A 13,101-nucleotide genomic window follows, 5' to 3' on the forward strand; every position below is an offset into this window, starting at 1 on the left:
GCTAGGCCCCGGAGGGCGATGCGTCAAGGAGCGAGGCGTGAGTGAAGAGGAGTGAGAAATGAGAGAAAAGCCGGCAAGTCAGACGCTTTCTCTCGTTTCTCACTCCTCTTCACTCACTCTTAGCCCTTGCTGCGCCTGCAGCAAGGGCTGACCGCGCTAGCACGCTAAAATAGCGGGCTTCCTCCTCCCCTTTGGAGCCGTTCATGGATTTCCGTTTTACCGAAGACCAGCTGTCCATTCAGGCCATCGCCCGCGATTTCGCCCAGAAGCGCATCGTGCCGGTGGCGGCCGAACTGGATGAAAAGGGCGAGTTCCCGCTGGACAACATCCGTGAGATGGGCCAGCTGGGCCTGATGGGCGTCGAGGTGCCGACCGAGTACGGCGGCGCGGGCATGGATCCGATTGCCTATGTGCTGGCAATGATCGAGATCGCCGCAGCCGACGCTGCCACCGCCACCATCATGTCGGTGAACAACTCGCTGTTCTGCACCGGCATTCTCAAGCACGGCACGGAAGATCAGAAGCAGAAGTATGTGCGAGCCATCGCGCAGGGCGAAGCGATCGGCGCCTACGCGCTGACCGAGCCGCAGTCCGGCTCTGACGCGTCGGCCATGCATACCCGTGCAACCAAGAACGCCAATGGCGACTGGGTGATCAACGGCAAGAAGAGCTGGATCACGTCCGGCATGGTCGCGCGCTACATCATTCTGTTCGCCATCACCACGCCGGGTATCGGTGCCAAGGGGGTGTCGGCCTTCATTATCGACACGCAGTTGCCAGGTTTTCATGCGGGCAAGAGCGAGCCCAAGCTGGGCATCCGAGCCTCGGCCACCTGCGAAATCGAATTCACCGATTACGTGTGCCCCAAGGAAAATCTGCTGGGCGCCGAAGGCAAGGGCTTCGCCATGGGCATGAGCTTGCTCGATGCGGGCCGCATCGGCATCGCCTCGCAGGCGGTCGGTATTGCACGTGCGGCGTACGAGGCTGCGGTGACGTGGTCGCGCGACCGCAAGGCGTTTGGCCATCCGATCGGCACGTTCCAGATGACGCAGGCGAAGATCGCCGACATGAAGTGCAAGCTTGATGCGGCTATGTTGCTGACGCTGCGCGCTGCATGGGCCAAGGGCGAGGCCGATAAGCATGGCGGCCGCTTTGCCACCGAGGCATCCATGGCCAAGCTCACCGCGTCGGAGGCGGCGATGTGGATCGCCCATCAGGCGGTGCAGATCCATGGCGGCATGGGCTACTCCAAGGAAATGCCGTTGGAGCGTTATTTCCGCGATGCCAAGATCACCGAGATCTATGAAGGCACCAGCGAAATCCAGCGCATCGTGATCGCCCGCGCGGAAACCGGTCTGCGCTAAGCGTCATCCAGAAAAGCCACCGGCCTGTGTCGGGGGCTTTTTTTGTGGCCTTGTTTCCATGTGGGTCATCGGGCAGAGGTTGACCCTAAGGGATAAATCGCAAATACTTGCGGCCAACCAGGGAGTCAGGTCCCCTCCCGCCATGGACGGCGATCTCATTCCATAACGGGCGCAGCCAGGTTCTCCAGGCGCGCAGCCCCTGAGCGATGAGGCTGAAAGATGCGCCCCGCTCAACACGTCGCAAGAAACCGAAGCCCCGTCTTGCGACCGGGGCGGTCAAGGTGCGTCGGGAACTGACCGGGCGGGGCCACCATGTGGTCATGCGGCCTGGGAACGAAACCGCGCCACGTCGGCCTTTCCTTATGCTCTGCGGGTTGTCACGGGCGCGGCACGATGGTTGCTACGACAGTGGAATTCCAAACCACGCGCCGCGAGCCGCCCATGACAGAGGTCGTTGAGAAGCTGCACGAAGAGAGCATGGTCTACAAGACCCTGCTGGAATCCACCAAAGCCATCCCCTGGCGCATCCAGTGGGACAGCCTGTCGTTCTCCTACATTGGCCCGCAAATCGAAGAACTGCTCGGCTGGGCGCCCGAAAGCTGGGGGAGCGTGCAGGACTGGGCCGACCGCATTCATCCCGAGGACCGCGACTGGGCGGTGAATTTCTGCGTGGCGCAGTCCAAGGCCGGCGTCGACCACGAAGCCGATTACCGCGCGTTGTGCAAGGACGGCAATTACGTGTGGATTCGCGACGTGGTGCACGTGGTGCGCAAGGACGACGGCAGCGTGGATGCGTTGGTGGGTTTCATGTTCGACATCAGCGAGCGCAAGCGCACCGAGCAACGCCTGGTCGAGTTGCAGCGCGAACTGGAAGCGCTGTCATTCAAGGACGGACTCACCGGCATCGCCAATCGCCGCCGTTTCGATGCCGTATTTGAGGAAGAGTGGGACAACGCCCGTCGTAACGGGCGGCCGTTGTCGATGCTTATGCTCGATATCGACTACTTCAAGCAGTACAACGACCACTACGGCCACGTGCAGGGCGATTACTGCCTGAAGGTGGTTGCCAAGACGCTGGAGAAGGCCGTGCGTCGCCCGCACGATTTCCTTGCCCGCTTTGGCGGCGAAGAGTTTGTACTGGTCATGCCGGACACCGATGCGGGAACGGCTATGCAGATAGCCGAGCGTTGCCACGAGCTGATTCGCACCGAGTGGATTCCCCATGAGCGCTCCATGGCTGGTATGGCGCTCACGCTGAGCGTCGGTGCGGGCACCGTCGTGCCCATGGCGGGGGACGAACGGCAGGCGTTCCTGGAACTGGTCGATCGCCGGCTGTATTCGGCGAAGGTGCGCGGGCGAAATACGACGGTCAGCGGCGAGCATTGAGTCGCGCACCCGTTATCACCGTATCGGCGCTGACGCAGGAAACACGCCGCGCAACGAAAAAGCCCCGGTCTTTCGACCGGGGCTTTTCTTTTACTGCAAGGATGGTTCGGATCAGGCGCCGCGGCGCGGGTCCGAATCGAACGGCTGCATACCGGGCGAGCCACCCTCGGGGTTGCCGCCTTCGCCACCGTGAGCCTGACGGACTTTGTGCGACGCCTCGTCCAGCTTGTCGCCGAGCGCGCGACGCACCGTCACGTAGAACACCGGGATCAACAGCAGACCCAGGAACGTGGCGAACATCATGCCGCCGATCACGCCCGTACCGATGGAGTGACGGGAGTTGGCACCGGCACCGGTGGAGATCGCCAGCGGGAACACGCCGAGCATGAAGGCGAACGAGGTCATCAGGATCGGGCGCAGTCGCTGGCGGGAAGCGGTAACGACCGCATCGAACAACGAATGGCCTTCCTGCTGCTGCTCGACCGCAAATTCCACGATCAGGATCGCGTTCTTCGCCGCCAGACCGATCACCGTGATCAGGCCGATCTTGAAGTACATGTCGTTCGGCAGGCCGCGCAGCATCGAGAACACGACCGTGCCCAACAGACCGAGCGGCACCACCAACAGCACGGCGACCGGAATCGACCAGCTTTCGTACAAGGCCGCAAGGCACAGGAACACGATCACGATCGACAGCACCAGCAACAGCGTGGCCGAGTTGCCGGCCAGGATTTCCTGGTACGACTGACCGGTCCAGTCGGCGCCGAAGCCCTTCGGCAGGTCGTTCGCAACGATGCCTTGCAGCGCCGCCATGGCCTGACCGGTGGAATAACCCGGTGCTTCGCTACCCACGATTTCCACCGCCGCGTAACCGTTGTAGCGGGTGAGGGCAGGAGAGCCCGAATCCCACTTGGTCTGCACCACGCTGGAGAGCGGGATCATGTTGTACGGGTTGACCGTCGACGCGCTGTTCGACCCGTTCGGCAGACTGCTGGGCGAGTAGAGGTGGTTCAGCGCATCGGGGCCCATGCGATAAGGCTGATCGGCCTGCAGGTAGACACGCTTCACGCGGCCGCCGTAGACGAAGTCGTTGACGTACACCGGCGCCAGCGCGAGCTGGATAGCGGTGTAGACGTCGCCGACCGAAAGGCCCATCGACTGCGCCTGCACACGATCCACCTTCAGGTCCCACTGCGGGGCATCGGCCAGCGAGTTGGGACGGACGCCGAACAGGCCGGGGGTGTCCTTGGCCTTGCCGACCACGGTGCCCATGGCCTGCATCAGCTCGCCGTGCGACTGACCGGCACGCGCCTGCAGGTACATGTCGATACCGCCGAACTGGCTGAGGCCGCGGATGGTGGGCAGGTTCACCACGAAGATCTGCGCATCGCGAATGCCGTGCAACACGCCATTCGCTTTCAGAATCAGTTCGTCAGCGGTGATCGAGCGCTCCTTCCAGTCCTTCAGTTTGATGAAGGCCATGCCCGTGCTTTCGCTGTTGCCGATGAAGCTGAAGCCGCTGATCTGGTACATGCCAACGATGTCATCGTTGAGCGGGCTCTGCTTCATGCGCTCGCGCATCTCGGCCATCACTTCCTGCGTGCGATGCAGGGTCGCGCCCGGCGGCAGGTTGACGATGGCCAGAGCAAAGCCCTGGTCTTCGCTCGGCACGAAGCTGGTTGGCAGCTTGGTGTAGAGGAAGCCGGCGAGGGCGGTCACCAGCGCGAACACCAGCATCCAGCGTGGCGCGTGACGTGCCGCACTGCCGATGTGGCCGCTATAGGTGTGCGTCACCCAGTCGAACATGCGGTTGAAGCCGCGATACAGCGGGTTCTTCTTGTGTTCGTGGGTTGGCTTGAGGATGGTCGCGCACAGTGCCGGCGTGAAGGACAGTGCGAGGAATGCCGAGAAGCCCATCGACACCGCGATGGTCAGCGCGAACTGTTTGTAGATCACGCCCGACGCACCCGGCTGCAAGGCCGAAGGCACGAACACCGCCGCCAGCACCACCGTGATGGCCACCACGGCGCCGGTGATCTGGCCCATCGCTTTGCGCGTGGCCTCCTTCGGCGACAGGTTTTCCTCGGTCATGATGCGTTCGACGTTCTCGATCACCACGATCGCGTCGTCCACCACGATACCGATGGCCAGCACCATGCCGAACAAGGTCAGCTGGTTAACGGTGAAGCCCAGGGCCACGAGGCCGATGAAGGTGCCAAGCAGCGCGACCGGAATCACCAGCGTCGGGATGATGGTGGCACGGAAGTTCTGCAGGAAGATCAGCATCACCAGGAAGACCAGGATGATGGCCTCCACCAGCGTGTGCACCACTTCCTCGATCGAGATCTTCACGAACGGCGTGGTGTCGTACGGAGCAAACCAGGTGACGCCCTCGGGGAAGTCCTTGGACAGCTCATTCATCTTGGCCTTGACGGCGTCGGCTACGTCCAGCGCGTTGGCGCCGGGCAGCAGCTGCACACCGAGACCACCCACCTGCTGACCGTTCCAGGTCGAAGACAGGCCGTAGCTCTGCGGGCCGAAGCTCACGCGTGCCACGTCACTCAGCTTCACCACCGTGCCGTCGCCGTTGGCGCGCAAGATGATGTTGCCGAACTGTTCCGGCGTGGAGAAGCGGCCTTCCGCAGAAACGGTGGCGGTGAAACCCTGATCGCGCGGCGAGGGGTCGGCGCCAAGGGAGCCGGCGGCGAACTGCACGTTCTGCTGGGCCACCGACGTCAGCACGCCGCTGGCGGAGAGCCCGTAACCCTGCAGCTTGTCCGGATTCAGCCAGATACGCACGGCGTATTCGGAACCGACCAGGAAGGTGCTGCCCACGCCCGGAATACGACCGACCTGATCCGACACCTGCGAAGCGATGATGTCAGCCAGGCGATTGCCGTCGATGGCGGGGTTGGTCGACACCAGCGACACGAACATCAGGAAGTCCGGATTGTTCTTCGCCACCACCACACCCTGCTGGGTCACGGCGGTAGGCAGTCGCGGCTGGGCCAGCTGCACCTTGTTCTGCACCTGCACCTGCGCGATGTCTGCGTTGGTGCCGGTTTCGAACGTCAGGGTGATTGACGCCGTGCCGTTGGAATTGGACGACGAGCTGAAGTACAGCAGGTGGTCGATGCCGGTGAGCTGCTGCTCGATCACCTGGGTGACGTTTTTCTCCACGGTATCGGCGTTGGCGCCGGGGTAGGTCGCCGACACCACCACCTGAGGCGGCGCGATGTTGGGGTACGACTCAATACCCATGTTGAGCACCGCAATGGTGCCAACCAGGGTGATGAGAATGGCGACCACCCAGGCAAAAATGGGGCGGTCAATAAAGAAACTCGGCATGTTGGTCGACTCCCTTACTTCGCGCCAGCTGCGGACTTGGCGTTACCCGCTGCTGGTTTTCCCTGGTCGCCCTGCTTCTGGTCCGGCTGCCACGGCGCCGCCTTGGCGGGCTTGCCCGGCTGCACGGTCTGGAGACCCGAGACGATGACCTGGTCGCCGGCGGTGAGGCCGTCGGTGACAACCCAGTTGCCGGAATTGAAGTTGTCGGCGGTGACACCCTTGCGGGCGACGTTGCCGTCCTGGCCGACCACCAGCGCGAATGCGCCGGAGACATCGCGCGAGATGCCCTGCTGCGGAATCAGGAACACGTTGTGACGCTCGCCCAGGTTGGCGGTGAGGGTGACGTAGGTACCCGGCAGCAAGCGGTGTGCCGGGTTCGGCAGCAGCGCACGCAGATTCACCGCACCCGTGGTCGGGTCGACGGTGGCGCCGGAGAAGTCCAGCTTGCCACCCTGGTCATACTTGCTGCCGTCGGGCAGGGTGATCTTTACCGTGGTCTGGTCCTGCTCCGACAGCGAAACGCTGCCCGCCGACTGCGCGCTGCGCAGGCGATCGAGGTCGGCGGAGCTGACGGTGAAGTTCACATACAGCGGATCGAGCTGATCAACGGTGGTCAGCAGGGTCGAGTTGGAGCCGGTATCGGCATTGCTCGCACCAACGATGGCACCCTCGGTGACCTGCTGCTGGCCGGCGCGACCGGCGATGGGCGCCACCACGCGGGTATAGCCAAGGTTGATCCGCGCGCTTTCCACCGCGGCCTGCGCCTGCTTGACGGCGGCGGCGCTGGAGCGTTCGTTGGCCTCGGCCGCGTCAAGATCGGACTGCGACACGTAGTTCTGAGGGCGCAACTGACGGAAGCGCTCGGCGGTCTTGTGATAATTCACATAGGTGGCCTGCGCCGATGCCAGGTTGGCCTGGCTGGAGTTGACCGCGGCCTGGTACACGGCCGGATCGATCTCAAACAGCACCTGGCCCTGCTTGACGTCCGTACCTTCCTGGTACACACGCTTGACCAGCACGCCAGATACGCGGGCGCGAACATCGGCGCTGCGGAAGGCAGAGACGCGGCCCACCAGGTCCTTGGTCAGGGGCACGCTCTGGGCCTGCGCCTTGACCACGCCGACTTCCGGCGGCGGCATTTGCGGTGGACCTTGTTCCTTGCCTTTGCCACAGGCGGCCAGGGAGAGCAGGCCAAGGCACAACAGTGGCGTGCGCAATGACGTGGACTTCATGGGGACTCCATTTCTTATAAGTGGTCAGGGATGCAGGGTGCCGGCGCCATTGGCGGCGACGACGAAAAGGCTTGTTGCAAGCGCACGACAACCCCGCAGCCCGGTTCCCCTGGGGAAGGGTTGGGGCGTGGCAGGGCTTGGTAGCCAACGCTTGTACGCTGCAATCAAGCTTGGACTATACCGTACAGTTTAAAATTTGTAGAGCCATCCCTCCAGCCCGGGGGACGGTGCGGCAGGTTCCTGGGCGTACATCGAGGGCCTTCCATGCGGTGGCTGTGCTCCGTCATAGATCCGTGAGTAACAGATTTTGGCCCAACTCCGTGAAGGTAGGGTGTCGGGGCCGGGGGAACCGCGATTTGTATGCGGATCTTGCCAGCGGGCTTTGCTCCGGTCCTGTGCCGATGGTTCGGGTTGCATGACGGCTTGGGGTGAGAGCAAGTCCCCGGACCAGGATGTGCGGCAAGCCTTCGGTTGGAGCCGACGGCAACGCCATGATGGTTTTTCACTTGTTGCGCTGCAACGCCTTATCGGCATGGCGCCCATCACATACGCAAAGGTATTGCCGTGCAGCTGATGTGCAGGGCGCAACGGTGGGTTGAAGGCAACATACGAGCGCTGCAAGTTTTTTGCGCTCGTGCGCTTGCTTGCATGGCGTCAGTGCTGCAGGCGTCAGCGGTATGAAAAACGGCGTGAATAATTTGCTGCACGGGCGTCATGGCCTGCCGCAAGCTGAAGTCGTGTCATGAGACAGGTGGATATGCCCACACGTGAGGCGTATCCTTTTAAAGCTTTTTTAGCCTCATTCCGTCTCCCCAAAACAGTAGATGCCATGAACGCGATTCGTGCGGCTAGCAACAGCTCATTCCCCACTGTTGTTTTCGAAGAACTGAAGCAAAGCGGATTTCCTACCGAGCGCCTTGATGAGGCGCAATTTTTTATCAGCGCTTTCTTCGCGCGCATCTCCGAAGGCGATCTGGAACTGCACACCGTGGCCGAGTGGGCCGCGTTGCTCGGCGACCTGCTGAGTTTCATGCAGCAGCGTCAACCGGGCCGTGCCTCGGTGCGTGTGGTGAACCCGACCACGGGTCATGGCGGCCGCAGCTACATCCAGGTCGTGACCGACGACATGCCGTTCCTGGTCGATACCGTCACCATGATCGCGGCCGAAAAGCTGCAGATCCACGGCGTGATCCATCCGGTCATCAATGTGACGCGCGATGCTTCCGGCAAGCTGCTCAAGCTGGGCGCTGAAGATGCGCCGCCCGAGTCGGTGATGCATTTCGAAGTGGATCGCATGGCGGGCGAGGCCGAGCAGGCCGCCCTCAAGGCGAAGCTGGAAAGCGCACTGGAAGACGTGCGCGTTGCCGTCAATGACTGGACGAAGATGCGCGACAAGGCGCTGGCCATCGCCGCCGACCTGCCGACGCGCCAGCTGCCGCTCGATGCCGCTTCGGTCAAGGAAGCCTCGGAGTTCCTGCGCTGGCTCGCCGACGACAACTTCACCTTCCTGGGTTATCGCGAATACGAAGTGACCGAGACGGATGGCGAGGAAGTGCTCCGCGCCAATGAAGCCTCCGGCATGGGTGTCCTGCACAAGAGCGAGCGCTCGCTGGCGCCGCGTTCGCTGCGCTCGCTGGTGGCGCACGACCTGCCGCAGTCCGGCTCGACCGATGCCATCATCCTGACCAAGACCAATGCGCGCTCGCATGCGCATCGTTCGGGCTATATGGATTACGTGGGCGTGCTCAAGTTCGACGCCAACGGCAAGCCGGTGGCCGAGCAGCGCTTCCTGGGTCTGTTCACTTCGAGCGCCTTGCTGGCGCTTCCGCAGGACGTTCCGCTCATCCGTCAGAAGTACGAGTACGTGATGAACCAGTCCGGCCTGAAGCGCGATTCGCATTCGGGCAAGTCGCTGCGTCACATTCTCGAAACGCTTCCGCGTGACGAGCTGTTCCAGAGCAGCGACGAAGAGCTCTACACCAACGCCATGGGCACGCTCGAGCTGCGTCAGCGCGCACGCACGCGTCTTTTTGTGCGCCGCGACCGTTACGGGCGCTTTGTGACCTGCCTGGTCTACGTGCCGCGCGAACGCTTCAACACCACGGTGCGCGAGCGCATTGAGGCATTGTTGAGCAACAGCATGCGCGGTGAGCACGTTGACTCGTCGGTGCTGATGGCCGAAGCCGCGCTGGTGCGCCTGTACGTGGTGGTGCGCCCGAAGATCGGCGACCACGCGCAGTACAACGTCGCCGAACTCGAGAAGGGCGTCGCCACCATCGTGCGCAACTGGCAGGACGACCTGCGCGATGCGCTCGTTGCCAAGCTGGGCGATCACGAAGGCGTGGTGCTGGCCAACCGCTACGGCAAGGCCATGCCGGCCGGTTATATGGAAGACGTCACCGCCTCGGCGGCTGCCGAGGATGTGCACCAGCTGTCGCTGCTGAAGGGCGATGACGCGGTGCGCATGTCGTTCTATCACCCGGCGGCTCGGCCGGAAGAGCTGCGCTTCAAGATCTACCGCAGCGGCGGCGACATCGCGCTTTTCGAAGTGCTGCCGCAGCTGGAAAACCTCGGCCTGCGCGTGCTCACCGAGCACCTGTACGACATCAACGTCGATGGCGGCACGCTGTACATCCAGGACTTCGAAGTGCAGGCCACGGGTAACCTCGCCTTCACCGTGGAGCAGGTGGGCACGCTGTTCGAGGATGCCTTTGAGCAGATCTGGCGCGGCAACGCCGAGAGCGACGGCTTCAACCGCCTCGTGCTCAGCGCCAAGCTGAGCTGGCGCCAGATCGCCATGCTGCGCGGTTACTGCAAGTACCTGCTGCAGACGGGCGTGGCGTTCTCGCAGAGCTACATGGAAGACGCGTTCAACCGCTATCCGGCCATTGCTGGCCTGCTGGTGGAATTGTTCCTGGCCAAGTTCGATCCGCGCCGCGAAAAGCTGTCGGCCGATGAGCTGAGCAAGGCCGGCAACGCCCTTCGCGGCGAAATGCAGGCGCTGATTCCGGAATCCATCCGCAATGCACATCCGGCCCTCATCGACGGCCTGGTGGGTGCGCTGTCCAAGCCGCGCGCCGAGCAGATCACGGTGGTGGAAGAGGCCATCGGCACGCTGCTGGAAACCGTCTCCAGCCTGGACGACGATCGCATCCTGCGCAGCTTCGTGACGCTGATCCGTTCCACGCTGCGCACCAGCTTCTTCCAGCAGTGGGAAGGCGCCTACCGCAACTACATCAGCTACAAGTTCGACTCGCATCGCGTGCCGGATCTGCCGAAGCCGGTGCCGTACCGCGAAATCTTCGTCAGTGCGCCGCGCGTGGAAGGTATCCACCTGCGCTTCGGCTCGGTGGCGCGTGGCGGCCTGCGTTGGTCCGATCGCCGCGAAGACTTCCGCACGGAAGTGCTGGGCCTGGTGAAGGCGCAGATGGTGAAGAACACCGTGATCGTGCCGGTGGGCTCGAAGGGCGGCTTCTTCGTCAAGCGTCCGCCGGTGAATGGCGATCGCGACGCGCAGCTGGCCGAAGGCATTGCCTGCTACCGCATGTTCATCAGCGGCCTGCTGGACATCACCGACAACCTCGTCGAGGGCAAGGTGGTGCCGCCGCATGACGTGGTGCGTCACGACAACGACGATCCGTACCTGGTGGTGGCGGCCGACAAGGGCACCGCGACCTTCTCCGATATCGCCAACGCCATTTCGATCGAGCACGGCTTCTGGTTGGGCGACGCGTTCGCTTCCGGTGGTTCGAACGGCTATGACCACAAGGGCATGGGCATCACGGCCAAGGGTGCATGGGAGTCGGTCAAGCGCCACTTCCGCGCGCTGGGCCGTGACAGCCAGACCCAGGACTTCACCTGCGTGGGCATCGGTGACATGTCCGGCGACGTGTTCGGCAACGGCATGCTGTTGTCCAAGCACATCCGCCTGGTCGCCGCGTTTGACCATCGCCACATCTTCCTTGATCCGAATCCGGATGCGGCCCGCACGTTCGTCGAGCGCGAGCGCATGTTCAAGGTGCCGCGTTCCAGCTGGGACGACTACGACAAGTCGCTGATTTCCGCCGGTGGCGGCGTGTATCCGCGCTCGCTGAAGTCGATTCCGGTGTCGCCGGAAATGCGCGCGGTGCTGGGCCTCAAGCCCGAAGTGACGCAGCTCGCGCCGAACGACCTGCTCAGTGCCATCCTCAAGGCACCGGTGGATCTGTTGTGGAACGGCGGCATCGGCACCTACGTGAAGGCCAGCAGCGAAACGCACGCCGACGTGGGCGATCGCGCCAACAACGGTCTGCGCATCAACGGTGGCGAGCTGCGTGCCAAGGTGGTGGGCGAGGGCGGCAATCTGGGCTTCACCCAGAAGGGCCGCATCGAAGCCGCTCAGCACGGCGTGCTGCTCAACACCGACTTCATCGACAACTCCGCCGGTGTGGACACCTCCGACCATGAGGTGAACATCAAGATTCTGCTCGGCGACGCCGTGCAGCGCGGCGAGCTGACGCTGGAGCAGCGCAACACCCTGCTGGCCAGCATGACCGACGAAGTCGGCCAGCTGGTGCTGTGGGACAACTACCGCCAGAACCAGGCCATTACGCTGATGGAGCACCAGTCGGTGCATCGCATTGGCTCGATGGCGCACTTCATCCGCATGTTGGAAACGGAAGGCCTGCTCGACCGTCAGGTGGAAAACCTGCCGAGCGAGTCGGAGCTGACCGAGCGCAAGACGCGCGGCATCGGCATGACGCGTCCGGAACTCTCCGTGCTGCTGTCGTACGACAAGATCAAGTTGTACCAGCAGCTGCTCGATTCGGACGTGCCGGAAGATGCGTACCTGTCGAAGGAGCTGGTGCGCTACTTCCCCGAGCCGCTGCACGACAAGTACGCCGATCACATGCAGCGTCATCGCCTGAAGCGCGAAATCATCGCCACGGCCGTGACCAACTCCACCATCAACCGCATGGGCGCCACCTTCATGATGCGCATGCAGGAAGATACCGGACAGGGCCCGGCGGCCATCGCCAAGGCATTCACCGCCGCACGCGAGATCATGGGCGCGCGCGAGCTGTGGGCCGAGATCGAAGCGCTGGACAGCAAGGTGGCTGAGAACACCCAGATCGACGCCATCCTGCAGATCTGGTCGCTGCTGCGTCACATGACCCGCTGGCTGCTCAATCGTCCGGGCGGCACGCTCGACATCAATGCCAACGTCGATCGTTACCAGGCGGGTGTCAGTGAGCTGCGTGCGGCGTTGCCGGGTGCGCTCACCGAAACCGGCAAGGCGGATTTCGCCACCAGCCACGAGAAGTGGGAAGGCCTGGGCGTTTCGTCGGAGCTGGCGCTGCGTCTGGCCCGCATCCCCGAACTGCGTGCCATGCTCGACATCGTCGAAGTGGCGCAGCAGAGCGGGCAGCCGATCACCAAGGTGGCCAGCGTGTTCTACGAACTGGGCGAGTCGCTCGACCTTGAATGGCTGCGCAGCCAGATCGAAGCACTGCCGGTCGAAGGCGCATGGCACGCACAGGCACGTGGTTCGCTGCTGGACGAGCTCAACCACCAGCATCGCGCGCTTGCCTTGCAGGTGCTCTCGCTGACGGGCGCATCGAAGGATGTCTCGCCGGTGCAGGCATGGCTGCAGCGTGACGACGCCACGCTGAAGTACACGCGCAACATGCTGGCGGAAATCCTCACCCAGAACGCCGATTACCCGATTGCCTCGGTCGCGGTTCGTCGCCTGGCCCAGCTGGCGCAGGTGCCGGTGAACCAGTAATCCACTT

The 13,101-nt window shown here is 63.1% G+C and carries 5 protein-coding genes; 3 read left to right on the forward strand and 2 right to left on the reverse strand.

Going from position 1 to position 13,101, the window contains the following annotated elements; genetic code table 11:
• Positions 1-203 precede the first annotated feature (203 nt).
• The gene (locus tag OQE56_RS10240; RefSeq protein ID WP_267224045.1) at positions 204-1,364 is read left to right on the forward strand and encodes an acyl-CoA dehydrogenase family protein; all 1,161 of its coding nucleotides are present in this window, start codon (positions 204-206) and stop codon (positions 1,362-1,364) included.
• Positions 1,365-1,805: 441 nt separating this feature from the next.
• Entirely contained in the window at positions 1,806-2,750 is a 945-nt protein-coding gene (locus OQE56_RS10245; protein WP_267224047.1) for a sensor domain-containing diguanylate cyclase, read from the forward strand.
• A gap of 111 nt (positions 2,751-2,861) precedes the next feature.
• On the opposite strand, the gene OQE56_RS10250 is transcribed toward OQE56_RS10245, so the two are convergent.
• Positions 2,862-6,098: an efflux RND transporter permease subunit gene (locus tag OQE56_RS10250; RefSeq protein WP_267224048.1), complete on the reverse strand. Its 3,237-nt coding sequence runs from the start codon at positions 6,096-6,098 to the stop codon at positions 2,862-2,864.
• 14 nt (positions 6,099-6,112) lie between these two features.
• The gene (locus OQE56_RS10255) at positions 6,113-7,330 is read right to left on the reverse strand and encodes an efflux RND transporter periplasmic adaptor subunit (RefSeq protein ID WP_267224049.1); all 1,218 of its coding nucleotides are present in this window, start codon (positions 7,328-7,330) and stop codon (positions 6,113-6,115) included.
• Positions 7,331-8,159: 829 nt separating this feature from the next.
• Between OQE56_RS10255 and OQE56_RS10260 the strand changes: the two genes are divergently transcribed.
• Entirely contained in the window at positions 8,160-13,094 is a 4,935-nt protein-coding gene (locus tag OQE56_RS10260; RefSeq protein WP_267224051.1) for an NAD-glutamate dehydrogenase, read from the forward strand.
• Positions 13,095-13,101: the final 7 nt, after the last annotated feature.

Source organism: Dyella silvae, assembly GCF_026421305.1.
GTDB lineage: Bacteria > Pseudomonadota > Gammaproteobacteria > Xanthomonadales > Rhodanobacteraceae > Dyella > Dyella silvae.

Bases quoted from the DNA above. Each gene is read 5' to 3' on its own strand.
- OQE56_RS10255 (WP_267224049.1), bottom strand. From the start codon at position 7,330: ATGAAGTCCACGTCATTGCGCACGCCACTGTTGTGCCTTGGCCTGCTC.
- OQE56_RS10250 (WP_267224048.1), bottom strand. From the start codon at position 6,098: ATGCCGAGTTTCTTTATTGACCGCCCCATTTTTGCCTGGGTGGTCGCC.
- OQE56_RS10245 (WP_267224047.1), top strand. From the start codon at position 1,806: ATGACAGAGGTCGTTGAGAAGCTGCACGAAGAGAGCATGGTCTACAAG.
- OQE56_RS10240 (WP_267224045.1), top strand. From the start codon at position 204: ATGGATTTCCGTTTTACCGAAGACCAGCTGTCCATTCAGGCCATCGCC.
- OQE56_RS10260 (WP_267224051.1), top strand. From the start codon at position 8,160: ATGAACGCGATTCGTGCGGCTAGCAACAGCTCATTCCCCACTGTTGTT.